This is a genomic window from Rhodococcus sp. AC861, from assembly GCF_979256035.1.
Genome location: NZ_CEEDMW010000003.1, coordinates 186,144 through 212,993 on the forward strand (window position 1 = coordinate 186,144; position 26,850 = coordinate 212,993).

Sequence of the window (26,850 nt, forward strand, 5' to 3'; positions counted from 1 at the left end):
AGTCGTCGGAGTAGCGGGGCCTTTTCCGTTCGTGCACCTTCCGGTCATGTGACGTTGTGGGCGACGTCGTATCGGCTCGCTACACATGTCGCATGACACCTTCGGTCATGACCTCGTACTCCACTCTCGAGCACGAACAGGTGCTCGTCGCCGACAAGCATCACTCCCTGATCCTCGGATCCACACCGCAGCACGTACTCGCGGCACAACGACTGCGCGCGACCGTCTTCCGCGGTGAGGACGGCTTCCGATCCGCCTCCTTCGAGAACGATCTCGACGCGGACCGCTTCGACGCCCACTGCGATCACCTCCTGGTCGTCGACAACCGCAGCGGCGACATCGTCGGTTGCTACCGCATGCTCACTCCCGACGGCGCCGAGCAAGCGGGCGGGTACTACACCGCCACCGAGTTCGACATCAGTGAGCTGCGAGCCCACGAACTGCGCACTGTCGAGATGGGCCGGGCCTGCGTGCTGGACGGCCATCGGTCCGGATCGGTACTCGCCCTCATGTGGTCGGGCATCCTGAAGTACATCGATCTGGGCGGGTACGACCGCGTCATGGGCTGCGTGTCCGTACCCATGAGCATCGGAGACGGCGAACCTGTCGGGGCGCACGTCAAGGGTGTGCACGATCTGGTCGAGAAGCGTCACCGTTCCGACGTCCGCGCCTATCCGCGCACACCCGTCCGAGTCGACGGGGTGGATCTCGCCGACATCGCCGCCCCGTCCAGGACATCGGTTCCGGCGCTGCTGCGCGGATACCTGCGCATGGGCGCGTCCATCTGCGGCGACCCCGCTCACGACGCGGACTTCGGCGTCGCCGATTTCGTCGCACTCCTGCACATGAAGGACGCCAACGTCCGCTACCTCGACCGCCTGCGGTCGGCCGCGGAGACGGCGGAGTCGCGTTCGTGACGACGCACGCCTGGATGCCGCACAGCCCGTGCGGCACGGGGTGTCATCCGGCTCGGTCGGCCACCGTCGGCACCGTCCGGGTCGTAATGCGCTGCGTCCTCGTCGCGGTGATCCTCCTCCTGGTTCCCGTGCTGGCCGCCGGACGACTGCTGCCCACCGCCGGGCGCCGAGCGGTGGCCCGATCCGGGGCACGCGGCCTGCTGGGCGCCCTCGGGATAGGTGTGTCGGTGCACGGCGTACTCGAGCCCGGATCCTCCACGTCGACAGGCACGCTCGTGGTCGCGAACCACATGTCCTGGACCGACGTGCTGGTGCTCGCCGCCTGCTTCCCGTGCCGATTCGTGGCGCGCGCCGACCTGGTCGACTGGCCGGTACTGGGGATCCTGGCGCGCATCGTCCGCGTCGTGCCCATCGCGCGGGAACGACTGCGCACACTTCCCGCAACGGTCGGTGACGTGACCGACGCGCTGCGCGGTGGAGCCACCGTCGTCGTCTTCCCCGAAGGCACGACCTGGTGCGGCACGGCCTACGGCTCGTTCCGTCCCGCTCTCTTCCAGGCGGCTGTCGACGCGGGCGCCGTGGTGCGTCCCGTCGGCATCACCTATCGCGACGGCGACGGTTCGCCGACGACCGCGACGGCTTTCGTCGGAGACGAGGGCATCGGTGACTCGATGGCGCGGATTCTGAGGCTGAAAGGCCTCCGCGCCGAGGTTCGCATCTGCGAGGACATCGCCCCGATGAACGATCGACGTCTGCTGGCCCGCTGCGCCGAGCTGGCGGTCCGTCGACAGGCGGACGTCCTGACCGTCCCGCCGCTGCGCACCGTCGACTCGAATTCTCGGACCATGAGTCGGCGCGAGGCCGCTGTCGCGAGTCCGGTCGGGTGAGCTGACTCTCTGCCGAGGACGCGTTCCCGCGGGGCGCGGTGGACCACCGGCCGGACCGGTTATCCTGGACACCGTCATGCCCCAGCCCATACGCGTGCCGGCGGAGCCGGTGTACCTCGATCATGCTGCGACCACTCCCATGGTGGACGCGGCCGTCGAGGCGATGACCGACGTGTTCCGCACCGTCGGGAACGCGTCGTCCTTGCACGGGTCGGGTCGCCAGGCTCGTCGCCGCATCGAGGAATCGCGCGAGTCCATCGCCGCGGGTCTGGGTGCGCGACCGTCCGAAGTCATCTTCACCTCCGGGGGTACGGAGAGCGACAACCTCGCCGTCAAGGGCATTTTCTGGGCTCGTCGTGCGAACGATCCCCGGCGTGTGCGCGTCATCACCAGCGCGGTCGAGCACCATGCGGTCCTCGACGCGGTGGAGTGGCTCGAACGGCACGAGGGTGCCGTCGTCACGTGGCTGCCCGTCGACTCCGAGGGTCGCGTGGCTCCGTCCACGTTGCGGCGGGAACTCGAACTCCACGCCGACGAGGTCGCGGTGGTGTCGATCATGTGGGCCAACAACGAGGTCGGCACTGTCATGCCGATCGCCGAACTCGCTGCCGTGTCGGCGGAGTTCGGCGTTCCGATGCACAGTGACGCCGTGCAGGTGGTCGGGGTGCGGGACGTCGACTTCGCGGCCAGCGGGCTGTCGGCGTTGTCCATCGCCGCCCACAAGTTCGGTGGACCCCACGGTGTGGGTGTGCTGCTGCTCGGCCGGTCCGTGCCGTGCGAGTCCTTGTTGCACGGTGGGGGACAGGAGCGCGACGTGCGCTCCGGAACGCCGGACACGGCCGGAGCGGTCGGCATGGCCGCCGCGCTCGACGTCGCCGTCTCGTCCCGCGCCGACACCGAGATCCGGCTGGCCGCGCTGCGGGACCGGATGATCGACGGCATCGTCGAGGCCGTCCCCAGCGCGACGGTCAACGGTGCCCGCGGCGCCGACCGTCTTCCGGGCAACGTGCACGTCACCTTCCCCGGGTGCGAGGGTGACTCGTTGCTGATGCTTCTCGACGCGTCGGGCATCGAGTGCTCGACGGGGTCGGCCTGCACGGCAGGCGTCGCGCGTGCGAGTCACGTCCTGCTCGCCATGGGAGTCGATCCGGACGACGCACGGGGATCCCTGCGATTCTCCCTCGGCCACACCAGCACCGACGCCGACGTCGATGCCCTGCTGGAGGCACTGCCGCGCGTCGTCGAACGCGCACACGCCGCCGGCATGGCGTCCACCTCGAGATAGAAGGAAAGAAGACATGCGAGTTCTTGCTGCCATGAGTGGCGGAGTCGATTCTGCCGTCGCGGCGGCGCGAGCCGTGGACGCGGGACACGACGTGGTGGGCGTGCATCTCGCGCTGTCCACCGCCCCCGGCGCACTGCGCACCGGATCACGTGGTTGCTGCTCCAAGGAGGATGCCGGCGATGCGCGGCGTGCCGCCGACGTTCTCGGGATCCCGTTCTACGTCTGGGATTTCGCGGACCGCTTCAAGGAGGACGTGATCGACGACTTCGTCGCGTCCTACGCGGCGGGCGAGACCCCCAACCCGTGCCTGCGGTGCAACGAGAAGATCAAGTTCGCAGCCCTTGCCGACCGTGCGGAAGCGCTCGGTTTCGACGCGGTGGCGACCGGCCACTACGCCCGACTCGAGGACGGCGTGCTGCGTCGCGCGGTCGACGCCGACAAGGACCAGAGTTACGTCCTCGGGGTCCTGACCTCGCGCCAGCTGTCGCGGGCCATGTTCCCCATCGGAGACACCCCGAAGGCCGAGGTGCGCGACGAGGCCGCACGGCGAGGTCTGGCCGTCGCCGACAAGCCCGACAGTCACGATATCTGCTTCATCCCGTCCGGTGACACGCGGGCATTCCTGGGGGCCCGCATCGGTATCCGTCCGGGCGCGGTCGTCGATGCCGACTCCGGCGCCGTCCTGGCCGAGCACGACGGTGTCCACGGTTTCACCGTCGGTCAGCGCAAGGGTCTCGGTGTCGAGGGACCGGCCGCCGACGGCAAGCCGCGGTACGTCACGTCCATCGAACCCGAGACCGGCACGGTGCGTGTGGGTTCGGCCGACCGCCTCGACGTCCATGCGATCGACGCGACTCGTCCGGTCTGGACGTCCGGAACGGTGCCGGACGGATCGTTCGACTGCGTCGTGCAGGTACGGGCGCACGGCGGGATGGCCGACGCCGTGGCACGGGTCGAGGGTGACGTCCTCCACATCGACCTCCGCACCCCGCTGACGGGTGTCGCACGTGGACAGGCCGCGGTGCTGTACCGCCCGGATGCTGCCGGCGACGAGGTCATCGGCAGTGGCACCATCGCCGGTACCTCCGCACGGTCTCCGCAGACCGCGTGAGCCGTTCCGAGGACGGCCCGGGAGCCGATGTCGCTGCTCGGGTCGCCGGACTGGCGACGGGCCTCGGCTCGTGGCCGGGAACGGACATCGCGAATTCGGTGACCACCGTCATCGGTGAGCTGCCCGATCTTCCCCACGTCGTGGAACTGCCTGCGCGCGGACTGGGCGCGGACATGATCGGCCGGACCGGTGTCCTGTTGGTCGACATCGAACTCGACGCCGCCACCAGCGGCTACCGGGTGAGCGCCCGTCCCAGCGGTACCGGTCGGCGTGCACGCGACTTCCTCGCCGAGGACCTCGACGTCCTCGAGGAACAGTGGGAACTCGCCGGTCTTCGCGGCAGCGGGCGCACCGTCAAAGTGCAGGCTGCCGGACCGTTCACGATGGCCGCCGACGTGGAGCTCTCGCACGGGCACAGGGTGCTGACGGACCGGGGAGCGCTCCGGGACATCACGGAGTCCCTGGCCGAGGGTGTGGCGGCACATGCCGCCGAGGTCGAGCGTCGGCTGGGCGTCTCCGTCGTCGTGCAGCTCGACGAGCCCCGCATCGCCGCCGTACTCGGCGGTCGGTTGCAGGGGGTCACCAGCATCGAGCAGATCGCCCCGGTATCGGCTCCCGACGTCGCCACCCTTCTCGGTGCGGTGGTGACCAGGGTGGGTCGCCCCGTGATCGTGCACACCTGCTCAGCCGACGTCCCGTTCGAGGTGTTCACCCGTAGCGGTGTGCACGGCGTCGCCTTCGACCTGTCGCTCCTCGAGTCGTCACGGTACGACGCCGTCGGGGATTTCATCGAGAGCGGTGGCGTCCCCGTTCTCGGTGTCGTGCCGGGGACGGACCCGGTGACATTCCCCGGGTGGCGCGAGAGTGCCGCGCCGGCAGTGGAATTGATCGACCGGCTCGGCTTCCCGCGCCGCTACCTCGCGGAGCGGGTGTCTCTCGCCCCCGCGTGCGGTCTGGCCGGCGCGTCGATGCCGTGGGCCCGCCATGCTCTGACCGTTCTCCGGGACGTCCGAGCCGCCTTCTCGGAGGACCCGGACTCGCTGTAGACGTCGGCGTTGCGTGTCCTGCGGGCACGTTTCGGTGTCGGCACCCTCGGATAGTCTGCGGACGTGGACGACGTCGAGACACCTCAGGAGCTCACCCCCGCGACGGCGGAGCAGAAGCAGCAGTGGGACGAGCTCGCCGAGGAGGTCCGCGGGCACCAGTTCCGGTACTACGTCCGCGATGCGCCGGTCATCTCCGACGGTCAGTTCGACGACCTGTTGAAGCGTCTGCAGGCCATGGAAGAGGAACGCCCCGACCTGCGGACGCCGGATTCGCCGACGCAACTGGTCGGCGGTGGCTTCGAGACCGACTTCACCGCTGTCGACCATCTCGAACGAATGTTGTCTCTGGACAACGTGTTCGACGCGGACGAGCTACGTGCCTGGGTCCGCCGCGTCGAGGTGGAGGCGGGCGAGAACCTGCATTACCTCTGCGAGGTCAAGATCGACGGCGTCGCTCTGAATCTGATCTACGAGAACGGACGCCTCGTCCGTGCCGCGACCCGCGGTGACGGTCGTACCGGTGAGGACGTCACGCTGAACGCCCGCACCATCGACGACATACCTGAGCGCCTCACCGCGACCGAGGAGTTCCCGGTTCCCACACTGCTGGAGGTGAGGGGCGAGGTGTTCTTCCGCCTCGAGGACTTCCAGGCGCTCAACGCGTCCTTGGTGGAACAGGGCAAACCGCCGTTCGCCAATCCGCGCAATTCCGCTGCCGGGTCGCTGCGGCAGAAGAATCCCGCCGTGACCTCGCGCCGGCGCCTGGGCATGATCTGCCACGGCTTCGGCCGGATGGAAGGCTTCGATCCACCGGCCCAGTCGGTGGCGTACGACGCGCTCGCCGCATGGGGACTGCCGGTGTCCACCCACACCGTGCTGGTGCAGGGCGTCGACGCCGTCGTCGAGCGGATGGAGTACTGGGGTGAGCACCGGCACGCGGTGGAACACGAGATCGACGGTCTCGTGGTCAAGGTCGACGAGATGTCGCTCCATCGCCGGCTCGGCGCGACGTCCCGCGCTCCCCGGTGGGCCATCGCGTTCAAGTACCCGCCCGAGGAAGCGACGACCACGCTTCTCGACATCCGGGTCAACGTCGGCCGAACCGGCCGCGTGACTCCGTTCGCCTTCATGGAGCCCGTCCTCGTCGCCGGGTCGACCGTGTCGCTGGCAACTCTGCACAACGCGTCCGAGGTCGTCCGGAAGGGTGTTCTGATCGGGGACACCGTCGTCATTCGTAAAGCCGGAGAAGTGATTCCGGAAGTGCTCGGTCCCGTGGTGGACGCGCGGACCGGTGACGAGCGCGCGTTCGTCATGCCGACACACTGCCCCGAGTGCGGCACCGAGTTGGCTCCGGCCAAGGAGGGTGATGCGGACATCCGCTGCCCCAACTCGCGGTCGTGCCCCGCGCAGTTGCGGGAGCGTGTGTTCCACGTCGCCGGTCGCGGCGCGTTCGACATCGAGGTGCTGGGGTACGAGGCAGCCACGGCGCTGCTGTCGGCGTCGGTGATCGAGGACGAGGGCGACCTGTTCGATCTCACACAGGAGCAGCTCACCCGCACCGAACTCTTCCGCACCAAGGCGGGCGCGCTGTCCGCGAACGGCCGTCGGCTGTTGGACAACCTCGGACGCGCCAAGGACCAGCCGCTCTGGCGCGTCCTGGTGGGCCTGTCGATCCGCCATGTCGGTCCGACGGCCGCCCGCGCGCTGGCGGCGCGGTTCGGCAGCCTCGACGCGATCAGGGCCGCCTCGGAAGAGGAACTGGCTGCGGCGGACGGAGTGGGTCCCACCATCGCTCGCGCCGTCGTCGAGTGGTTCGACGTCGACTGGCACCGCGCGATCGTGGAGAAGTGGTCGGCCGCGGGCGTACGCATGGAGGACGAGCGCGACGAGAGCATCGAGCGGACGTTGGACGGTATGTCCATCGTCGTGACCGGGTCGTTGGCCACCTTCACGCGCGACGACGCGAAGGAGGCCATCCTTGCCCGAGGGGGCAAAGCTGCGTCGTCGGTGTCGAAGAAGACGGCGTTCGTCGTCGTCGGCGAGGCACCCGGTTCGAAGCACGACAAGGCACTCGAGCTGGGGGTCCCCGTTCTCGACGAGGACGGATTCAGGGTGCTGCTGGCCGACGGCCCGGATGCGGCGCGAGCCACGGTCGAGTCCGCCGACGGTGCGTCAGGCGAGGACGGTAGCGACGATTCCGGCTAGGTAGCCCAGTCGAGCGATCTCCGACGGACGGAAGTCGGGACCGCCGGGGCGTCCGAGCACCAGAACGGCGCCCGAACTGCCCAGTGGTGCGGCGGCGAGGGTGGTGTCCATGTCCTTCCAGGACTTCGGCACCCAGTCGCCCTCGGCGTCGAGTACTGCCGGCTTGGTCAGCGGCATCCACGGCATGTCGGCGGGGCGCGACTCCGGCGCCCCGGAACTGCCGACGATGATCGCCGGACCCTGATCCGTCATGCCCACCACCGTGCTCCAGCCGACACGGAGAACACGCGGTGCACCGTCGACCAGGACCTGGAACCTGTCGTCGTGCGCCGTGGCGACTCGATCGATCAGTTCGAGTTCCCGGTGGGTGTCGAGGATGCCGGAGTACGGCCGGATGGAATCGACGCGCACGTCGTCGAGCTTCTCGGCCGCGGTGATGAGGGTGTCCGGAAGAGCGCCCTGCGCCACATCGACGACCAGGTCGTCCACGGCGAATCCTGCCCCACGTTCGATGACGTCGAGCGAGAGAATGTCGGCCCCGACCGATCCCAGCGCGACAGCCAACGCGCCGAGACTGCCCGGTCGATCGGGCAGTTGGACTCTCAACAGATAGGACACGCGGTCATCCTTGCACTGGTCGCCACCACAATCGACTCACACGGGCAGTGCCGACGAGGCCGTCGCTGCCGGTATCGCGCCACGAACTAGGCTTCGTGCCATGCGTTACGAAACTAAGGGGGCCTGACGGACGTGTCTGCCATATCCCGCGACGAGGTCGCTCACCTCGCCCGACTGTCCCGCCTCGCACTCGGTGACGACGAGCTCGATGCCTTCGCCGGCCAGCTCGACGCCATTCTCGACCACGTGAAGGCGGTCTCCGAGGTCGACGTCACGGACGTCGACGCGACGGCCAGCCCGTTGGCTGTGACCAACGTCACCAGACCCGATGTCATCGTCCCCGGCCTGCAGCCGGAGAGCGCGCTCGCCGAGGCACCCGCCTCCGAACAGAGCCGTTTCGCCGTACCGCGCATCCTGGGAGAAGAAGGATGACCGACCTCGTCCGCAGCACGGCCGCAGACCTCGCTGCCAAGATCCGCACCCGTGAGGTGTCCGCCGTCGAGGTCACTCGTGCGCACCTCGATCGCATCGCCGAGGTCGACGGCACGCTGCACGCGTTCCTGCACGTCGCCGGCGACGAGGCGCTCGCCGCGGCCGAGGCCGTGGATGTCAGCCTCGACGCCGGAGACGCTCCCGCGTCTCCTCTCGCCGGTGTGCCGTTGGCGCTCAAGGATGTCTTCACCACGACCGACATGCCGACCACCGCGGGCTCGAAGATGCTCGAAGGCTGGGTCTCGCCGTACGACGCCACGGTGACCGCACGTCTGCGCGCAGCGGGAATTCCGTTGCTGGGCAAGACGAACATGGACGAGTTCGCCATGGGTTCGTCCACCGAGAACAGTGCGTACGGCCCCACGCTGAACCCGTGGGACACCACCCGCGTTCCCGGCGGATCGGGCGGCGGTTCCGCTGCCGCCCTCGCGTCGTTCCAGGCACCGTTGGCCATCGGCACGGACACCGGCGGCTCGATCCGTCAACCTGCCGCCGTGACCGGCACCGTCGGGTGCAAGCCCACGTACGGCGGTGTCTCCCGCTTCGGTCTGATCGCGTGCGCCTCGTCGCTGGACCAGGGCGGCCCGTGCGGCCGTACCGTCCTCGACACGGCGCTCCTGCATCAGGTCATCGCCGGCCACGACCCCCGTGACTCGACGTCGGTCGACGCTGCGGTGCCGGATGTCGTCGAGGCCGCTCTGCGCGGAGCGGGCGGCGATCTGACGGGTGTCCGCGTCGGCGTCGTCAAGGAATTGCACTCCGATGCCTATCAGCCCGGCGTCATCTCGTCGTTCGACGCGGCTGTCGAGGTGCTGACGTCGTTGGGGGCCGAGGTCGTCGAGGTCTCGTGCCCCAGCTTCGAGCACGCGCTCGCGGCCTACTACCTGATCCTCCCGTCGGAGGTGTCGTCCAACCTCGCGCGTTTCGACGCGATGCGGTACGGATTGCGTGTCGGCGACGACGGGACGCGCAGCGCGGACCAGGTGATGGCGATGTCCCGTGCCGCCGGATTCGGTGCGGAAGTCAAGCGCCGCATCATGATCGGCACCTATGCGCTGTCGGCCGGTTACTACGACGCGTATTACGGCCAGGCGCTCAAGATCCGCACGCTCATCGCTCGGGATTTCGACCGGGCCTACGAGAAGGTGGATGTGCTGGTCTCGCCGACCACCCCGTCGACGGCGTTCGCGCTGGGCGAGAAGGTCGACGATCCCATCGCGATGTACCTGTACGACCTGTGCACCCTCCCCACCAACCTCGCGGGGCATCCCGCGATGTCGGTGCCGTCGGGTCTTGCGGACGGTCTGCCCGTCGGATTGCAGATCATGGCTCCGGCCATGGCGGACGACAGGCTCTACCGCGTCGGTGCCGCCTACGAGGCGGCCCGCGGGGAGTTCCCGCACCCGTCCGCCGTCTGATCGACGATCGCCGCTCCCTGCTCGGGCCCGTACCGGTGTCCGTGCCCGGCAGGGGCGTCGGTCGCCAGGATCAGGTCCACAGTCGCGGATGCGAATGACAACACCGGAAACCACGGTGGCACAGGGGAATCGCTGCGTCCGACGCCGAGATCGCCGCGCGACTCGTTCTCGCCGAACAGACCTCGAGACCCACGTCAGCAAGGTTCTGGGCAAACTCGGTCTGCGGGATCGAGCGCAGGCCGTCGTCGTGGCGTACGAGAGCGGCGTCGTCACGCCCGGGTGATCGCTCTCGAATATGTGAGTCCGACCGCACCGATCCGGCCCGGGCGTAGCAAGATGGTCCCCAGCACATAGCGGGCACCGCTCGCGATGAACCGGCACAGTGAGAGGTTTCGGACCATGCGTATCGGAGTACTGACCGGCGGCGGCGACTGCCCGGGACTCAACGCGGTCATCAGGGCCGTCGTACGCACGGCCGACGCCCGATACGGATCCTCCGTGGTCGGCTTCCTCGACGGGTGGCGAGGGCTGCTCGAGGACCGTCGTATCCAGCTCCGCAACGACGACCGCAACGATCGCCTCCTCACCAAGGGCGGCACCATCCTGGGAACCGCTCGCACCAATCCCGACAAGTTGCGCGCCGGGCTGGACCAGATCAAGCAGACGTTGGACGACAACGGAATCGACGCGCTGATCCCCATCGGCGGCGAGGGCACTCTGACCGCGGCGCACTGGTTGTCGCAGGAAGGTGTTCCGGTCATCGGCGTTCCGAAGACCATCGACAACGACATCGACCGCACCGACGTCACGTTCGGTTTCGACACCGCCCTGACCATCGCGACGGACGCCATCGACCGACTCCACAGCACGGCGGAGTCGCACCAGCGCGTCATGCTCGTCGAGGTCATGGGACGCCACGCGGGGTGGATCGCGCTGCATTCGGGTCTGGCGTCGGGCGCGCACATGACGCTGATTCCGGAGCAGCCCTTCGACGTGCAGGAAGTCTGCGATCTGGTGAAGAAGCGTTTCCAGCGCGGCGACTCGCACTTCATCTGCGTCGTCGCCGAGGGTGCCACGCCGAAGGAAGGGTCGATGGAGATCCGTGACGGCGGCATCGACGAGTTCGGTCACATCCGATTCACCGGCGTCGCACAGCAACTGGGTGTCGAGATCGAACGGCGCATCAACAAGGAAGTGCGCACGACGGTCCTCGGCCATGTGCAGCGCGGCGGCAAGCCGACGCCGTACGACAGGGTCCTGGCGACACGCTTCGGCGTCAACGCTGCCGACGCCGTCCACGCGGGGGAGAAAGGCAAGATGGTCTCGCTCCAGGGCGCGGAGATCGGTCTGGTCGAGCTCGAGGATGCCGTGGCTCGGCTCAAGCGTGTACCCGAGAGCCGGTACCGCGACGCCGCCGCATTCTTCGGCTGACTTCGGCCGTAAACTGGGCGCATGACTGCAGCCACCTCTTCCGCGACGAGCCTGATGGACTACGACGAGGTGATCGCCCGGTTCGACCCCGTTCTGGGTATGGAGGTCCACGTCGAGCTGGGCACCGCGACGAAGATGTTCTGCGGGTGCCCTACCGAGTTCGGCGCCGAGCCCAACACGCAGGTGTGCCCGGTGTGCCTCGGACTCCCGGGTGCGCTGCCCGTGGTCAACGCGGCGGCCGTCGAGTCGGCGATCCGCATCGGACTGGCGTTGAACTGCTCGATCACCCCGTGGGGGAGGTTCGCGCGCAAGAACTACTTCTACCCGGATCAGCCCAAGAACTATCAGATCTCGCAGTACGACGAGCCCATCGCCACCGAGGGATACCTCGACGTCGTGCTCGACGACGGATCCACCTGGCGCGTCGACATCGAACGTGCGCACATGGAGGAAGACACCGGTAAGTCGCTGCACGTCGGCGGCGCCACCGGTCGGATCGACGGGGCCAGCCACTCGCTGCTCGACTACAACCGAGCCGGAGTGCCCCTCGTCGAGATCGTCACCAAGACGATCGAGGGCGCCGGAGAGCGTGCCCCCGAGGTCGCTCGCGCCTACGTCACCGCCCTGCGCGAGTTGATCCGCGAACTCGGTGTGTCCGACGTCCGGATGGACCAGGGATCGCTGCGGTGCGATGCGAACGTGTCGTTGATGGAGAAGGGTGCGCCGGAATTCGGGACACGCACCGAGACCAAGAACGTCAACTCCCTCAAGAGCGTCGAGGTCGCGGTGCGCTACGAGATGCGCCGTCAGGCAGCGGTTCTCGCCGACGGCGGGAAGATCACCCAGGAGACGCGCCACTTCCAGGAGGCGGACGGCAGCACGTCACCGGGCCGCAAGAAGGAGACCGCCGAGGACTACCGGTACTTCCCGGAGCCGGACCTCGAGCCCGTCGCACCCGATGCCGCGTGGGTCGAGGAACTGCGCGCCACCATCCCCGAGGCACCCTGGATCACGCGCGCCCGGATCCAGAAGGACTGGGGCTGGTCGGATCTGGTCATGCGTGACGTCGTCAACGCCGATGCGCTCGGTCTCATCACGGCCACCGTCGACGCCGGCGCGACCCCGGACGCCGCCCGCAGCTGGTGGGTCGCCTACCTCTCCCAGCAGGCCAACGCACGCGAGGTCACCCTCGCGGACCTGCCCATCACCCCGGTCCAGGTCGCGCGAGTGGCGGCGCTGGTCGCCGATCGCACGCTGACCAACGCCAACGCGCGCAAGGTCGTCGACGGTGTGCTCGCCGGTGAAGGTGATCCCGACGCGGTCGTCGAAGCACGCGGACTCGCTGTCGTGCAGGACGATTCGGCTCTGGAAGCAGCCGTGACCGAGGCGCTCGCCGCCAACCCGTCGGTGGCGGAGAAGATCCGCGGCGGCAAGGTCCAGGCCGCCGGAGCCATCGTCGGTGCGGTCATGAAAGCCACCAAGGGTCAGGCGGACCCGGCCCGAGTCAAGGAATTGGTCATCGCCGCCTGCAGCTAGTCCGCCGGCCGGTCAGTCGCTACCGCCGCCGCCGGAGGGCACCGGAACAATGACCACCCGGTCGTCGGTCGGAACGGGCTGACCGCCGTCCTTGTTCACGGTGCTGACCCACACCTGCCCTTCGGCGCCGAGCGACGCGCCGCGCAGGCGGCCGTACCGGTCCTGGGCGATCAGGGTCGGCGGGGTGGTGACGGCGCCCGTCTCGGGATCCACCGGAACGAGGCTCACGGCGCGTGCACCGGACATGGACACCGAGACCGATCCGGGCCCGGCGGCGCATCCGCCGACGCCGGGCTTGTCGGGCCACGTCCATACGGGGCTCACCACGGCGCCTTCCGGGGTGATGCGCGACAGACGGTCTTCCGAGGCGGTGGCGTCCGTGACCCAGGTGCTGCCGGTGCCGTCCACGCAGACGTCTCCGGCGCGCCCGATGCCGCTCATGACGATGCGCGGCGTCACCGGCGACGGCGGGTCGACGCGAGGGTTGTCGATGGCCAGAACCTTGCCGGCCAGTGACGAGGGGTCGGACGACGACGCCGGGCTGCCCGCGTCTCCGGTGATGACGCGCAGTTCCGTCGGCGAGGTGAAGTCGAGCGCCCCCGAGTTCTCGGTGCTGCCGCGAGGGATGCCCGTCAGGACAGGCTTCGGCACGTCGCCCGCGGCGATTCGCACGACGCGATTGTCCGACGCGGTGGTGATGTAGGCGTAGAGAAGTCGGTCCTCGTCGTACGTCGGGGACAGCGCGACGTCGAGAAGGCCGCCACCGCCGGATCCGTCGACGGGGACGGAGGCGACGGGTCGCGGGGTCTGTCCCGGTGCCACCTGGAAGATCGTGCCGGTGCGGCGTTCACCGACGAGGGCAGCGGCGCCTCCGGGGAGCACGACCAGGCCGGACAACGTGTCGAGGCACGTCGCGACGACGTTCGGATCCGGGTCGATGCACGGCCCGGTGGCCGGCGACGGCGGGGGAGGAGTGCTGGATCCCGGAGCGCCCGGCTCGACCGGTTCGATGTCGGCAGCCCCGAACGTCGGCTCCGGTGAGAACGGGGTGGACGCCGAGTCGTCGAATCGTGCGCAGCCCGCGGACACGGTGATCACCGCGAGGACCGCGGCCCCGATCGCCGTCGTGCGCCCTGATGCTCCGAACATGTCACGCACCGTCATGAGATCCCACGGTACGGGTCGCGCCTGCGCCGAGAAGCGGGCTGCCGCAACTAGGCTGACGCCCGTGAGTGACAAGCCCGAAGACACAGGCCGATCGACGTCCGGATACGAGCCGGCCGCGAGTCCCTACGACCAGCCGACGGAGCGATTGGGACAGGGCGCCGGCGGGCAGTCCGTCCCGCGCACCGACGACGATCTCGACGCCGGGTCGTCGCGCACCGCGCACCCCACCGAAAAGCTGCCGTCCTACGAGACGGCGCCCGCCTACACCGCACCGGGCTCCACCCGTGAGCCCGCGTACGACGACAGCGCCACCCGCGCGATCCCGGTCGCGGGAGCATCGGCCGCCCCGGTGGATGTCGAGCCCGAGGCCCGCATCGTCCCCGAGAAGCGCGGCACCCTCGACCTGGGCCTGTTGATCCTGCGCGTGAGCGTCGGTGCGATCGTCCTGGTGCACGGCTTGCAGAAGCTGACCGGGTGGTTCGACGGACCGGGTCTCTCGGGCTTCCAGGAGATCGTCGCCGGTGCCGGATACGACCAGGCACGGTTGCTGTCGATCCTGGGCGCGGTCGGTGAGGTCGCCGGCGGAGCGCTGCTGATCCTCGGCCTCGCGACACCTCTGGCCGGCGCTGCCGTGGTCGCGGTCATGATCAACGCGTGGCTGGTCCGTCAGGTCGCGGAACCCGGCCTGCAGTTCTTCGCACCCTCCGGCGTCGAGTACGAGACTCTGCTGGTGCTCGCCGCGGCGGCCATCATCCTCACGGGACCGGGACGCATCGCCGTCGACGGTGGTCGTGGTTGGGCCCGTCGCCCGTTCATCGGATCGTTCCTGGCTCTGGCCATCGGAGTCGGCGGCGCCGCTGCGCTGTGGATCTTCCTGAACGGCGCCGACCCCTTCGCCTGAGCCGTGACCAGTCGTCCACAACTCGGCCGGATCGACGGGATCCCGTCTGTTCACCCGAGTTGTGGACGCTCAGGCACCGGTCTCGGAGTCGGTGTCCTCGGCAGGAGTCTCGACGGGTGAGGGATCGGGGACCGCGCCGCCGCTGGCGACGGACAGCTGCGGAAGCTTGTCCACCGTCACACCGGGCATCCGCACGGCGGAGCCGTCCGCCAACGTCGCCTTGCCCCATCCGAGGCGGGGGAACAGCAGTCCCGTGACCGACGACCATTCGACGGTCGTCGACCCGAAGGCGCGCCGCGAGACGAAGTGCTCGGGCGTGACCGTGGTGCGGACCCGCAGGATCCAGTACGCGAGGAGCAGGGGGAGCGCGAGCATCCACCCGAAAAGCGCGGGCGCTCCGACCACGGGGAACGTCACCCCGAAGAGGAACAGGGCGACTCCGGACAGTGCCAGCGCGGGTACGCGGAACACCGTGGGAGCGACGGGGGACGCGTAGGGAGCGGGGTCGTCGGTATGGGAGACTGTCACCGGTGGTTCGGACTGCTGCGAAGACGTCACCCCTACATCTTCGCACTGCACATACGCCATCCCACATAATGGGATCACGGGTTCGGTAAGTTTGACTGGCACAGCATCACGCGCCTAACGTCACGTGTGTGAAGCATGAAGAGTTCCTCGTAATCGGCAGGCGCGTCGTCGCCTGAGCCGAAACACTTCACGCTCAGCCATGACGCGCCACCCTCGTACAGCATCTGCTGGCGAGGGTTTTTTCTTGCCCGGATGAAGATCTAAGGAAGCACCAGTGAGCGCACCCACCGCCCGGCCCGGCCCGGCAGCACGCAAGGTCACGCCTGCCGCCGATCGCCCCACGCCGTCCGCGACGCCGACGCGTCGTCCCCTGCCCCCCGAGCGCGTGACGGGCGCCAAGTCCGTCGTCCGTGCGCTCGAAGAACTCGATGTAGATGTCGTCTTCGGCATTCCGGGTGGTGCCGTTCTTCCCGTCTACGATCCGCTCCTCGATTCCACGAAGGTGCGGCACGTCCTGGTGCGCCACGAGCAGGGTGCGGGACACGCTGCGACCGGATACGCCCAGGCCACAGGTCGGGTCGGCGTCTGCATCGCCACGTCCGGTCCGGGTGCCACCAACCTGGTCACCCCGCTTGCCGACGCGCAGATGGACTCGGTCCCGATCGTCGCCATCACCGGTCAGGTCGGCCGCGCGCTGATCGGCACCGACGCGTTCCAGGAAGCCGACATCTCCGGCATCACGATGCCGGTCACGAAGCACAACTTCCTGATCACCGATCCGATCGACATCCCGCGCATGATCGCCGAGGCCTTCTACCTCGCGTCGTCCGGTCGACCGGGTGCTGTCCTCGTCGACATCCCCAAGGACGTGCTGCAGGCGCAGACCACGTTCTCGTGGCCGCCGGAGATGAAGCTGCCCGGCTACCGCCCGGTGACCAAGCCGCACGGCAAGCAGGTGCGCGAGGCAGCTCGACTCATTGCGGCTGCGAAGAAGCCGGTGCTGTACTGCGGCGGCGGCATCATCAAGTCGAACTCGTCGCCGGAGCTGCTCGAGCTGGCGGAGCTCACGGGCATCCCCGTCGTGACGACGCTGATGGCACGCGGCGTCTTCCCGGACAGCCACGACCTGAACCTCGGTATGCCCGGCATGCACGGCACCGTGGCCGCGGTGGCCGCACTGCAGAAGAGTGATCTGCTGATCACGCTCGGTGCTCGCTTCGACGACCGCGTGACCGGACAGCTCGATTCCTTCGCCCCCGAGGCGAAGGTCGTCCACGCGGACATCGATCCCGCCGAGATCGGCAAGAACCGGTTCGCCGACGTGCCGATCGTGGGCGACTGCCGCGAGGTCATCGTCGAGCTCATCGAGGCCATCCGTGCCGACCAGGCCACCGGCACGACGCTGGACCTCGCCGACTGGTGGACCTACCTCGACAACGTGCGTCGCACGTACCCGTTGAGCTACGACCGGCCTTCCGACGGTGCGATGTCGCCGGAGTTCGTGATCCAGTCCATCGGCAAGTTCGCCGGACCGGATGCGATCTACTGTGCCGGCGTCGGCCAGCACCAGATGTGGGCTGCGCAGTTCATCAGCTACGAGAAGCCGCGCACGTGGCTCAACTCGGGTGGACTGGGCACGATGGGCTACGCCGTGCCCGCCGCCATGGGCGCCAAGATGGGTCTGCCCGACACCGAGGTGTGGGCCATCGACGGCGACGGCTGCTTCCAGATGACCAACCAGGAACTCGCGACCTGCGCGGTCGAGGGCATCCCGATCAAGGTCGCCGTCATCAACAACGGCAACCTGGGCATGGTCCGCCAGTGGCAGACGCTGTTCTACGAGGAGCGGTACTCCAACACCGAGCTGGGCACGCACGGAACGGTGCGCATCCCGGACTTCCTCAAGCTCGCGGAGGCGCTCGGCTGTGTCGGACTGCGCTGCGAGCGTGAGGAAGACGTGGACGCCGTCATCGCTCAGGCTCGTGCCATCAACGACCGTCCGGTGGTCATCGACTTCATCGTCGGCAAGGATGCCCAGGTGTGGCCCATGGTCGCCGCGGGCACCGGCAACTCCGAGATCATGGCCGCGCGCGGAATCCGCCCGCTGTTCGACAACGACGAGGAAGCCGCGCAGGAGCCCGGTTCGGTCGGCGACGTCACCGAAGCGGCTCAGGGCGCGAACGCGAAAGGTATCGACCTGTGAGCACCAGTCACACCCTGAGTGTCCTCGTGGAGGACAAGCCGGGCGTTCTCGCGCGCGTCGCGTCGTTGTTCTCGCGCCGCGGATTCAACATCGCTTCGTTGGCGGTGGGCGGCACCGAGATTCCCGAGATCTCCCGCATGACCATCGTGGTCACCGTGGACGAGTTCCCCCTCGAGCAGGTGACCAAGCAGCTCAACAAGCTGGTCAACGTCATCAAGATCGTCGAGCAGGAGGCCGACTCGTCGGTCGCTCGCGAGCTGGTGCTGATCAAGGTGCGTGCCGATGCCAGCGTGCGCAGCGAGGTCATCGAGACGGTGAATCTGTTCCGCGCCAAGGTCATCGACGTCTCACCCGAGGCTGTCACGGTCGAGGCGACGGGCACCCGGTCCAAGCTCGAGGCATTGCTGCGGATGCTCGACCCGTACGGAGTGCGAGAGATCGTGCAGTCCGGAGTCGTCGCCGTCGGACGCGGACCCAAGTCCATCACCGCGTCCCGCTAGACACCCAACCCAGTAGTTTCGAGTACCCGGTCACATTCGACCGGGACAGATGTAGGAGGAAACCACAGTGGCAGTCGAGATGTTCTACGACGACGATGCCGATCTCTCGATCATCCAGGGCCGCAAGGTCGCTGTGATCGGGTACGGAAGCCAGGGCCACGCGCACTCGCTGAGCCTGCGCGACTCGGGCGTCGATGTCCGCATCGGCCTCAAGGAAGGCTCCAAGTCGCGTGACAAGGCTGCCGAGCAGGGTCTCGGTGTGGGTACGCCGGCGGAGGTCTCCGAGTGGGCCGACGTCATCATGCTGCTCGCTCCGGACACCGCCCAGGCGCAGATCTTCAAGGACGACATCGAGCCGAACCTCAAGGACGGCGACGCGCTGTTCTTCGGTCACGGCCTCAACATCCACTTCAAGCTGATCGAGGCCCCGGCCAACATCACCGTCGGCATGGTCGCCCCCAAGGGGCCCGGCCACCTCGTGCGCCGTCAGTTCGTCGACGGCAAGGGCGTTCCCGCGCTCATCGCCATCGATCAGGACCCCAAGGGTGAAGGGCAGGCGCTCGCGCTGTCCTACGCCCGCGGCATCGGCGGCACCCGCGCCGGCGTCATCAAGACCACCTTCAAGGAAGAGACCGAGACCGACCTCTTCGGCGAGCAGGCCGTGCTGTGCGGCGGCACCGAGGAACTGGTCAAGACCGGTTTCGAGGTCATGGTCGAGGCCGGCTACGCGCCCGAGATGGCGTACTTCGAGGTTCTGCACGAGCTCAAGCTGATCGTCGACCTGATGTACGAGGGCGGCATCGCTCGCATGAACTACTCGGTGTCCGACACCGCGGAATTCGGTGGCTACCTCTCCGGACCGCGCGTCATCGACGCCGGCACCAAGGAGCGGATGAAGGCCATCCTCGCCGACATCCAGTCCGGTGAGTTCACCCGCCGCCTCGTCGCCAACGTCGAGAACGGCAACACCGAGCTCGAAGGCCTCCGCAAGGAGAACGCCGAGCACCCCATCGAGGTCACCGGCAAGAAGCTGCGCGACCTGATGAGCTGGGTCGACCGTCCCATCACCGAGACGGCCTGACTCTCGCATTTCTGACACGGGGCACCCGCGGTCGAGTTCGTCGACCTCGGGTGCCCTGCGTCGGGTCGCGGCTCGGCCACTAGGCTGACGCCCGCACGAATCCGGAACCACACCTCTTCTCCGTCACCTGATCAGGGAGTTCTTCACGTGAGCCAGCCAGGCCGCCCCATCGTCCTCATCGCCGACAAACTTGCGCAGTCCACCGTCGAGGCACTCGGCGACGGAGTCGAGGTCCGGTGGGTGGACGGTCCGGATCGTCCGGCTCTCCTCGCCGCGGTCCCCGATGCCGACGCCATCCTGGTCCGCTCCGCGACCACGGTCGACGCCGAGGTGCTCGCTGCCGGAACCAAGCTCAAGATCGTCGCCCGCGCCGGCGTCGGCCTGGACAACGTCGACGTCCCCGCAGCGACCGAGCGCGGCGTGCTCGTCGTCAACGCCCCCACGTCCAACATCCACACCGCCGCAGAGCACGCGGTGACGCTGCTGCTCTCGGCTGCTCGCCAGATCCCCGCCGCCGACGCCACGCTGCGTCAGCACGAGTGGAAGCGCAGCAAGTTCAACGGTGTCGAGATCTTCGGCAAGACCGTCGGTGTGGTCGGGCTCGGCCGTATCGGTCAGCTCTTCGCACAGCGTCTCGCCGCGTTCGAGACCCACATCATCGCGTACGACCCCTACGTCTCCCCGGCTCGCGCGGCCCAGCTCGGCATCGAGCTGGTCACCCTGGACGAGCTGCTCGAGCGCGCCGACATGTTCTCGGTGCACCTGCCGAAGACCCCCGAGACGAAGGGTCTGATCGGTAAGGAAGCACTGGCCAAGACCAAGAAGGGCGTCATCGTCGTCAACGCCGCTCGCGGCGGCCTGGTCGACGAGCAGGCGCTCGCCGACGCCATCGTCAGTGGTCACGTGTTCGCCGCCGGCCTCGACGTGTACGCCACCGAGCCGTGCACGGACAGCCCGCTGTTCGAGCTTCCCCAGGTCGTCGTGACGCCCCACCTCGGTGCATCCACCACCGAGGCCCAGGACCGCGCCGGAACCGATGTCGCGAAGTCCGTACTGCTCGCTCTCGCAGGCGAATTCGTCCCGGACGCCGTCAACGTGTCCGGTGGATCCGTCGGCGAGGAAGTCGCTCCCTGGCTCGACATCGTGCGCAAGCAGGGCGTCCTCGTCGGCGCGCTGTCCGACGAGTTGCCGACGTCGCTGTCGGTGGACGTGCGGGGCGAACTGGCGTCCGAGGACGTCGACATTCTGAAGCTGTCGGCGCTGCGCGGATTGTTCTCCGCCGTCATCGAGGACGCCGTCACCTTCGTCAACGCTCCGTCATTGGCGCAGGAACGTGGCGTCACGGCCGAGGTCAGCACGGCCAGCGAGAGCCCGAACCACCGCAGCGTCGTCGACGTGCGTGCCGTCTACGGCGACGGGAGCGTCATCAACGTCGCGGGCACCCTCACGGGCCCGCAGCACGTGGAGAAGATCGTCAACATCAACGGCCGCAATTTCGATCTGCGCGCCGAGGGCAAGAACCTCATCGTCACGTACGGCGATCGTCCGGGCTCGCTCGGACGTATCGGCACCGCACTCGGTGACGCGGGAATCGACATCGCCGCCGCTGCGCTGAGCCAGGATGCCGAGGGTGGCAGCGCGACCATCCTGCTGCGCGTCGATCGCGACGTCTCGCAGGACGTCCGGGACTCGATCGCCGCGTCCGTCGGCGCGACGACCATCGAGCTCGTCGACCTGTCCTGATGTCGACGCCGAACGAGGGGACTTCGATGAAGCTGGGAGTGGTGGCCGGAGACGGCATCGGACCCGAGGTGGTGGCCGAGGCTCTCAAGGTTCTCGACATCGTCGTACCAGGTGCCGAGATCACCGAGTACGACCTGGGCGCTCGCCGGTATCACGCGACGGGGGAGATCCTTCCCCCGTCGGTGCTCGAGGAGTTGCGCGGACACGACGCGATCCTGCTGGGCGCCATCGGCGACCCGTCGGTACCCAGTGGTGTTCTCGAGCGGGGACTGCTGCTGACGGCGCGTTTCGCACTGGATCACCACATCAACCTGCGGCCGTCCAAGTTGTACCCGGGTGTCGTCGGTCCGCTCGCGGGCAACAAACCGGTCGACATCGTGGTCGTGCGTGAGGGCACCGAAGGTCCGTACACCGGCAACGGGGGCGCCATCCGCGTCGGCACGCCGCACGAGGTGGCCACCGAGGTCAGCCTGAACACGCGCTTCGGTGTGGAGCGTGTGGTCCGCGACGGGTTCGCGCGCGCGATGGGTCGCCGTAAGCATCTGACCCTGCTGCACAAGACCAACGTGCTCGGCTTCGCGGGCTCGCTCTGGCAGCGGACCGTCGACGAGGTGGCCGGCGAATTTCCCGAGGTCGAGGTCGCCTACCAGCACATCGACGCGGCGACGATCCACCTGGTGACAGACCCGGGCCGCTTCGACGTCATCGTGACCGACAACCTGTTCGGCGACATCATCACCGACCTCGCCGCTGCGGTCGCCGGTGGTATCGGGCTGGCGGCGAGCGCCAACATCGACGCCACCCGCACCAACCCGAGCATGTTCGAACCGGTCCACGGCAGTGCCCCGGACATCGCGGGCAAGGGCATCGCCGATCCGACGGCCGCAATCCTGTCCGTGTCGTTGTTGCTGGCCCATCTGGGTCAGGACGATGCCGCGGCACGCGTCGAAGCCGCTGTGGCACAGGATCTCTCGACTCGCACCGCGGGCGATCCCGGACGCACGTCGGTCATCGGAGACCGCATCGCCTCACTGGTGTAGCCGGCGGCGGTGCTCACGAGGAATCGTGGGCACCGCGGCGGCCGCCACGATCGCCGACACCGCGAAGGCCACCGGGTACGACGTATGGGTGATCAACGCCCCGAACATTGGTGGCACCGCCGATGCGGCGATGAACTGGCTGGTGTTCTGCGCGCCCAGCGCTCGACCGCTCCAGAACGGTCCGGCGCGTTCGGCGACGGCGGTGAACGCGAGGCCGTTGGGGGAGACGGTGGCGACCGATGCCACGACCAGCACGACGACCGAGACCGACCAGCCCGCGGCATCGGCGACTGCCAGCACAACCATGACGGTCACCACCGCCGCGGCTACCCAGCGCATGGGTCCGAGTCGACTTCCGACCCGATCCGAGACGGCGCCCACCCCGATCCGGCCGAACGCCCCGAGTACCTGGGCGACCGTGATCAGGATGCCGGCGGCAGCGGGGGACCACTCGCGCTGATCCACCAGCCACACCAACGAGAACGTCCACACCACGTACTGGGGCACCACCAGTGCCACCGACGCCGCGTGGATGCGCCACAGGTCGCGACGTCCCCGATAGGGGTTTGCCAGCAACTCCGCACTGGAGGACGCGGTACGCGACGGTCTCGGGGGGTCGAAGACTCCGATCACACAGGCGATCGCCCCCACGGTGGAGGCGACGGCGGGTAGCAGCATGGCGCTGCTGACTCCGTGGTCACGCGCTATTCCGGGAATCAGCAACGCGGACAGAGCAACTCCGAGGGGCAGTGACATCTGCCGGATACCCATGGCGAGGCCACGGCGGTGCGGCGGGAACCACCCCACGACGACCCGGCCGGTGGCGGAGTTGACGCTGGCCGCCGCCATGCCGCCGAGCAGGAGGAAGACGGCGAGCGCGACGGTGGACTCGGTGGCGGCCGCGCAGAACGCGGCTACTGCTGTCAGGGCGGACCCGGTGATCAACGATCGACGCTCGCCGATCCGGTCGACGACCGCGCCCCACGCGAACAGGGTCAGCACGATGCCGGTCGTCGGCATGGCGACGACGATGCCGGCCTCGGTGAGGCTCATGCCCCGTTGATCGCGGAGCGCGGGAATGAGGAAGGCCGCACCGTTCAGGAGCAGCGCGGTCGAGGCGGTCGTGAGCATGCCGATGATCAGCATGGTCCAGCGTCCTGTCGCGGACGCGCTGTAGCGCTGCACGATCGACCGGCTCCCGGTCATAGCTTCTCCGATCTCAGAATGTGAGATTGCCGTCCTGCATGGTGAACATCTCGTGCCGATGCTACAGGCGAGTGCGGGGTCGATAGACTTCGCACATGCGTCTAGGTCGAGTAGCAAGTCCCGACGGTGTCGCCTTCGTCGCCATAGAAGGCAACGGCGACGACCGGACCGCGAGGGAGATCGCCGAACATCCCTTCGGCACACCCACCTTCACCGGACGGAGCTGGTCGCTCGCCGATGTTCGCCTGCTGGCTCCCATCCTGGCGAGCAAGGTGATCTGCATCGGCAAGAACTACGCGGCACACGCCGCCGAGATGGGATCGGAAGCACCGCAGGATCCGGTCATCTTCATCAAGCCCAACACCTCGATCGTCGGGCCCGGCGCCAACATCGTGCGTCCGGCCTCGTCGAACGAGGTGCATTACGAGGGCGAGCTCGCCGTCGTCATCGGTCGGCCCTGCAAGGACGTCCCCGCTGCGCGCGCCGCGGACGTCATCCTGGGGTACACCGTCGCCAACGACGTCACCGCTCGCGATCACCAGCGTCACGACGGTCAGTGGACACGCGCGAAGGGTCACGACACCTTCTGTCCTCTCGGTCCCTGGATCGAGACCTCGCTCGATGCATCGGATCTCGCGATCAGCACCACGGTCGACGGGGAGATCAAGCAGAGCGGTCGCACATCCGACCTCCTCCACACGGTCCCCGAGATCATCGAGTGGATCTCCGCAGTCATGACGCTGCTCCCGGGCGACGTCATCCTGACGGGTACGCCGGAAGGTGTGGGTCCGATCGTCGCGGGCCAGACCGTCTCCGTCGAGATCGAGGGCATCGGCACGCTGAGCAACCCGGTGGTGGACAAGTGAGCATCACGTCGGATGTCCGCGTCCGGTTCTGCCCGTCTCCCACCGGAACTCCGCACGTCGGTCTCGTGCGAACGGCACTCTTCAACTGGGCGTTCGCCCGTCACCACGGCGGTGCATTCGTGTTCCGTATCGAGGACACCGACGCCGCTCGTGACTCCGAGGACTCGTACCGTGCGCTTCTCGACGCGCTGCGGTGGTTGGGTCTGGAGTGGGACGAGGGCCCCGAGGTGGGTGGGCCGTACGAGCCCTACCGTCAGTCCTTGCGACGCGATCAGCATCTCGCCGTCGTGCAGTCGCTTCTCGATGCCGGCGAGGCGTACGAGAGTTTCTCCACCCCCGAGGAGGTGGAGGCTCGACACCTCGCGGCCGGGCGGGATCCGAAGCTGGGCTTCGACAACCACGATCGCACCTTGACCGACGAGCAGCGGGCTGCCTTCCGCGAGGAGGGGCGTGGGCCCGTCGTCCGCCTGCGGATGCCGGATCACGACCTCTCGTGGAACGACCTCGTCCGCGGCGAGACCACATTCCGAGCGGGCACGGTTCCCGACTTCGCGCTGACGCGCGGAAACGGTGTTCCGTTGTACACGTTGGTCAATCCTGTCGACGACGCGCTGATGAAGATCACCCACGTGTTGCGCGGCGAGGATCTGCTGTCGTCGACTCCTCGCCAGATCGCCCTCTACGAGGCACTGGTGCGCATCGGAGTGGCCGATCGCATTCCCGAGTTCGGGCATCTGCCGTTCGTGATGGGGCAGGGCAACAAGAAGCTGTCGAAGCGCGATCCGGAAGCGGATCTCTTCCTGCACCGCGAGCGCGGATTCGTTCCCGAGGGCCTGCTCAACTACCTCGCTCTGCTCGGATGGGGTTTCTCCGACGACCGCGACGTCTTCTCGCTGGAGGAGATGGTGCAGGCGTTCGACATCTCCTCCGTCAACTCCAATCCGGCGCGCTTCGATCAGAAGAAGGCCGACGCGATCAACGCCGAGCACATCCGGATGCTCGAACCGTCCGACTTCGCTGCACGGTTGCGCGGCTACCTCGAGACCCACGGTCATCCGATCGAGGTGACCGACGAGGTGTTCGCCGAGGCGGCAGAACTGGTGCAGACCCGCATCGTCGTCCTGTCGGATGCGTGGGGGTTGCTGAAGTTCCTGCTCGCTCCGGCGGACCAGTTCTCGATCGACCCGGCGTCCGCGTCGAAGAATCTCGGTGCCGATGCAGGGCCGGTCCTCGACGCCACCGTGGCGGCTGCGGAGTCGCTTCCGGAGTGGACCGCCGAGGCGCTCGAGAGTGCACTCAAGACTGCGCTGATCGACGGCATGGAACTCAAGCCACGCAAAGCGTTTGCGCCGGTTCGCGTCGCGGTAACCGGGTCACACATCAGCCCGCCTCTGTACGAGTCGATGGTGTTGCTGGGGCGCGAGACATCGCTGGCCCGGCTGCGGTCGGCACGTACGTCGATCGTCTGACCGCGCCCCGCGGGGCTCGGCTGGTTCGACCGGCTCGAAAGGGATCGGCAATGAGCATCACCGACAGGATCGACCGGTTCCAGCAGCGTCATCCCGCTGTCGGCTTCCCGTTGGCCGTCTTCTACAAGTTCTTCGACGATCAGGGCGGCTACCTCGCCGCCCTGATCGCCTACTTCGGGTTCATCTCGCTGTTCCCCTTGCTCCTGCTCTTCTCCACGGTGCTCGGCATCGTGCTCGTCGGCAATCCCGAGTTGCAGCAGCGGATCATCGACTCGGCGATGAGTCAGATCCCGTTGATCGGTGAGCAACTCGGTCAGCCGGACAAACTCAGCGGTGGCTCGAGCGCCATCGTCATCGGCATCCTGGGGTCGCTGTACGGCGGCCTCGGTGTTGCCGTCGCAGCCCAGAACGCCATGAACGTGGCGTGGTCGGTGCCCAAGAACGAGCGCCCCGACCCGATCAGGGCCCGGGTGCGGGGCCTCGGACTCCTGGTCACCGTGGGAACCGCCGTCATCGGTGTGACAGTGCTCAACGGATTCAACGCCGCGGGCTTCTTCGGAACCATTGCCCAGGTGTTCGTGACCATTGCGGCGATCGTGCTCAACACCGCCACGTTCGTCGTCGCCTTCCGGCTGGGAACACCGCGAGCGGTGACGGTGAAGCAGGTCCTCCCCGGCGCCCTGATCGCTGCGTTGTTGTGGCAGGCACTCCAAACCTTCGGCGGGTACTACGTCCAGAGTGTGGTCGGGGGAGCGGACACGACCAACGGAGTCTTCGCCATCGTGCTCGGCCTCCTGGCGTTCCTGTACGTCGCGTCCATCGTCCTGGTGCTGTGCATCGAGGTGAACGTGGTGCGTGCGGACCGGTTGCACCCTCGGTCGCTGCTGACGCCGTTCACCGACAACGTCGAGCTGACCGACGGTGACCGCGACGCGTACACGGCGGCCGCCGAGGCGCAGAAGAGCAAGGGTTTCGAGGAGATCGACGTGACCTTCGGTGAGCCCGGAGGCGAGCCGGTGGCGGATCCAGCCCGCTGACCAGCCGATTTGGTGATTCGGGCATGGTGTTTGGTAGTGTTCTCCACGGCCCGAAACGGTCCGGAGAAGCATGCCGGAACAGGCCATTGGGGTATGGTGTAATTGGCAACACAGCGGTTTCTGGTACCGCCATTCTAGGTTCGAGTCCTGGTACCCCAGCAGA

General features: G+C 67.9%; 24 protein-coding genes, 1 tRNA gene and 1 pseudogene. 21 read left to right on the forward strand and 5 right to left on the reverse strand.

Annotation, left to right across the window (positions count from 1 at the left end; genetic code table 11):
• Positions 1-107: 107 nt before the first annotated feature.
• From AC0IX4_RS10410 to ligA, 6 genes are all read left to right on the forward strand, one after another.
• Positions 108-917 (forward strand): GNAT family N-acetyltransferase, encoded by an 810-nt coding sequence (locus AC0IX4_RS10410; protein WP_042576488.1) that lies wholly within the window; start codon positions 108-110, stop codon positions 915-917.
• Positions 914-1,804 carry a lysophospholipid acyltransferase family protein gene (locus tag AC0IX4_RS10415; RefSeq protein WP_471828909.1) on the forward strand — a complete coding sequence of 297 codons (891 nt, stop codon included), beginning with the start codon at positions 914-916 and terminating at the stop codon, positions 1,802-1,804. Before AC0IX4_RS10410 ends, AC0IX4_RS10415 begins: the two co-directional genes overlap by 4 nt.
• A 76-nt stretch (positions 1,805-1,880) precedes the next feature.
• Positions 1,881-3,089 carry a cysteine desulfurase family protein gene (locus AC0IX4_RS10420; protein WP_471828910.1) on the forward strand — a complete coding sequence of 403 codons (1,209 nt, stop codon included), beginning with the start codon at positions 1,881-1,883 and terminating at the stop codon, positions 3,087-3,089.
• 13 nt (positions 3,090-3,102) lie between these two features.
• Positions 3,103-4,200 (forward strand): tRNA 2-thiouridine(34) synthase MnmA, encoded by a 1,098-nt coding sequence (gene mnmA / locus AC0IX4_RS10425; RefSeq protein WP_056075945.1) that lies wholly within the window; start codon positions 3,103-3,105, stop codon positions 4,198-4,200.
• Positions 4,197-5,246, forward strand: a complete 1,050-nt coding sequence (locus tag AC0IX4_RS10430) for a uroporphyrinogen decarboxylase/cobalamine-independent methonine synthase family protein (RefSeq protein ID WP_471828911.1) — start codon at positions 4,197-4,199, stop codon at positions 5,244-5,246. Before mnmA ends, AC0IX4_RS10430 begins: the two co-directional genes overlap by 4 nt.
• Positions 5,247-5,309: 63 nt before the next feature.
• Complete coding sequence (gene ligA / locus AC0IX4_RS10435; protein ID WP_471828912.1) at positions 5,310-7,451, forward strand: NAD-dependent DNA ligase LigA; 2,142 nt, start codon at positions 5,310-5,312, stop codon at positions 7,449-7,451.
• Here the strand turns inward: ligA and AC0IX4_RS10440 are convergent.
• On the reverse strand, positions 7,419-8,069 hold the full coding sequence (locus AC0IX4_RS10440) for an ACT domain-containing protein (RefSeq protein WP_471828913.1): 651 nt from the start codon (positions 8,067-8,069) through the stop codon (positions 7,419-7,421). The two genes, ligA and AC0IX4_RS10440, sit on opposite strands and share 33 nt — an antisense overlap.
• 132 nt (positions 8,070-8,201) lie before the next feature.
• Between AC0IX4_RS10440 and gatC the strand changes: the two genes are divergently transcribed.
• Together gatC and gatA are read left to right on the forward strand one after the other, a co-directional pair.
• Positions 8,202-8,501: an Asp-tRNA(Asn)/Glu-tRNA(Gln) amidotransferase subunit GatC gene (gene gatC / locus AC0IX4_RS10445; RefSeq protein WP_042576494.1), complete on the forward strand. Its 300-nt coding sequence runs from the start codon at positions 8,202-8,204 to the stop codon at positions 8,499-8,501.
• Positions 8,498-9,979, forward strand: a complete 1,482-nt coding sequence (gatA, locus tag AC0IX4_RS10450) for an Asp-tRNA(Asn)/Glu-tRNA(Gln) amidotransferase subunit GatA (protein WP_471828914.1) — start codon at positions 8,498-8,500, stop codon at positions 9,977-9,979. Before gatC ends, gatA begins: the two co-directional genes overlap by 4 nt.
• Here gatA and AC0IX4_RS10455 read toward each other — a convergent pair.
• Positions 9,934-10,101 carry an alpha/beta-hydrolase family protein gene (locus AC0IX4_RS10455; RefSeq protein ID WP_471829298.1) on the reverse strand — a complete coding sequence of 56 codons (168 nt, stop codon included), beginning with the start codon at positions 10,099-10,101 and terminating at the stop codon, positions 9,934-9,936. The two genes, gatA and AC0IX4_RS10455, sit on opposite strands and share 46 nt — an antisense overlap.
• A 15-nt stretch (positions 10,102-10,116) precedes the next feature.
• Here AC0IX4_RS10455 and AC0IX4_RS10460 point away from each other — a divergent pair.
• The 3 genes and pseudogenes from AC0IX4_RS10460 to gatB all read left to right on the forward strand — a co-directional run.
• Positions 10,117-10,262, forward strand: a pseudogene (locus AC0IX4_RS10460) (LuxR C-terminal-related transcriptional regulator); the annotation flags it as partial.
• 116 nt (positions 10,263-10,378) lie between these two features.
• Entirely contained in the window at positions 10,379-11,410 is a 1,032-nt protein-coding gene (locus AC0IX4_RS10465; RefSeq protein WP_042576497.1) for an ATP-dependent 6-phosphofructokinase, read from the forward strand.
• A 21-nt stretch (positions 11,411-11,431) separates the two neighbouring features.
• On the forward strand, positions 11,432-12,946 hold the full coding sequence (gatB, locus tag AC0IX4_RS10470) for an Asp-tRNA(Asn)/Glu-tRNA(Gln) amidotransferase subunit GatB (protein WP_471828915.1): 1,515 nt from the start codon (positions 11,432-11,434) through the stop codon (positions 12,944-12,946).
• A gap of 12 nt (positions 12,947-12,958) precedes the next feature.
• Here gatB and AC0IX4_RS10475 read toward each other — a convergent pair whose 3' ends face one another.
• The gene (locus AC0IX4_RS10475; protein WP_471828916.1) at positions 12,959-14,110 is read right to left on the reverse strand and encodes a PQQ-dependent sugar dehydrogenase; all 1,152 of its coding nucleotides are present in this window, start codon (positions 14,108-14,110) and stop codon (positions 12,959-12,961) included.
• 64 nt (positions 14,111-14,174) lie between these two features.
• Here AC0IX4_RS10475 and AC0IX4_RS10480 point away from each other — a divergent pair, with 64 nt between their 5' ends.
• On the forward strand, positions 14,175-15,014 hold the full coding sequence (locus AC0IX4_RS10480) for a DoxX family protein (protein ID WP_042576499.1): 840 nt from the start codon (positions 14,175-14,177) through the stop codon (positions 15,012-15,014).
• A 69-nt stretch (positions 15,015-15,083) separates the two neighbouring features.
• Here AC0IX4_RS10480 and AC0IX4_RS10485 read toward each other — a convergent pair whose 3' ends face one another.
• Positions 15,084-15,572, reverse strand: a complete 489-nt coding sequence (locus AC0IX4_RS10485; RefSeq protein WP_471828917.1) for a PH domain-containing protein — start codon at positions 15,570-15,572, stop codon at positions 15,084-15,086.
• A 244-nt stretch (positions 15,573-15,816) separates the two neighbouring features.
• On the opposite strand from AC0IX4_RS10485, the gene AC0IX4_RS10490 reads away from it, so the two are divergent.
• From AC0IX4_RS10490 to AC0IX4_RS10510, 5 genes are all read left to right on the forward strand, one after another.
• Positions 15,817-17,745, forward strand: a complete 1,929-nt coding sequence (locus tag AC0IX4_RS10490) for an acetolactate synthase large subunit (protein WP_042576500.1) — start codon at positions 15,817-15,819, stop codon at positions 17,743-17,745.
• Positions 17,742-18,245: an acetolactate synthase small subunit gene (gene ilvN, locus AC0IX4_RS10495; protein WP_042576501.1), complete on the forward strand. Its 504-nt coding sequence runs from the start codon at positions 17,742-17,744 to the stop codon at positions 18,243-18,245. The genes AC0IX4_RS10490 and ilvN overlap by 4 nt, the downstream gene beginning before the upstream one ends.
• Before the next feature lie 79 nt (positions 18,246-18,324).
• Positions 18,325-19,326 carry a ketol-acid reductoisomerase gene (gene ilvC, locus AC0IX4_RS10500; RefSeq protein ID WP_197074845.1) on the forward strand — a complete coding sequence of 334 codons (1,002 nt, stop codon included), beginning with the start codon at positions 18,325-18,327 and terminating at the stop codon, positions 19,324-19,326.
• Positions 19,327-19,473: 147 nt separating this feature from the next.
• The gene (serA, locus tag AC0IX4_RS10505) at positions 19,474-21,069 is read left to right on the forward strand and encodes a phosphoglycerate dehydrogenase (RefSeq protein ID WP_042576503.1); all 1,596 of its coding nucleotides are present in this window, start codon (positions 19,474-19,476) and stop codon (positions 21,067-21,069) included.
• 26 nt (positions 21,070-21,095) lie between these two features.
• On the forward strand, positions 21,096-22,109 hold the full coding sequence (locus tag AC0IX4_RS10510; RefSeq protein WP_042576541.1) for a 3-isopropylmalate dehydrogenase: 1,014 nt from the start codon (positions 21,096-21,098) through the stop codon (positions 22,107-22,109).
• On the opposite strand, the gene AC0IX4_RS10515 is transcribed toward AC0IX4_RS10510, so the two are convergent.
• The gene (locus AC0IX4_RS10515) at positions 22,098-23,315 is read right to left on the reverse strand and encodes an MFS transporter (protein ID WP_056075974.1); all 1,218 of its coding nucleotides are present in this window, start codon (positions 23,313-23,315) and stop codon (positions 22,098-22,100) included. The two genes, AC0IX4_RS10510 and AC0IX4_RS10515, sit on opposite strands and share 12 nt — an antisense overlap.
• A gap of 95 nt (positions 23,316-23,410) precedes the next feature.
• On the opposite strand from AC0IX4_RS10515, the gene AC0IX4_RS10520 reads away from it, so the two are divergent.
• The 4 genes from AC0IX4_RS10520 to AC0IX4_RS10535 all read left to right on the forward strand — a co-directional run bounded on the left by AC0IX4_RS10520 (position 23,411) and on the right by AC0IX4_RS10535 (position 26,846).
• On the forward strand, positions 23,411-24,181 hold the full coding sequence (locus tag AC0IX4_RS10520) for a fumarylacetoacetate hydrolase family protein (protein ID WP_056075977.1): 771 nt from the start codon (positions 23,411-23,413) through the stop codon (positions 24,179-24,181).
• Positions 24,178-25,650, forward strand: a complete 1,473-nt coding sequence (gltX, locus tag AC0IX4_RS10525) for a glutamate--tRNA ligase (protein ID WP_471828918.1) — start codon at positions 24,178-24,180, stop codon at positions 25,648-25,650. The genes AC0IX4_RS10520 and gltX overlap by 4 nt, the downstream gene beginning before the upstream one ends.
• Positions 25,651-25,700: 50 nt before the next feature.
• Complete coding sequence (locus tag AC0IX4_RS10530) at positions 25,701-26,687, forward strand: YihY/virulence factor BrkB family protein (protein ID WP_042576506.1); 987 nt, start codon at positions 25,701-25,703, stop codon at positions 26,685-26,687.
• Positions 26,688-26,774: 87 nt separating this feature from the next.
• Positions 26,775-26,846, forward strand: a tRNA-Gln gene (locus tag AC0IX4_RS10535).
• The last annotated feature ends 4 nt before the right edge of the window (positions 26,847-26,850 follow it).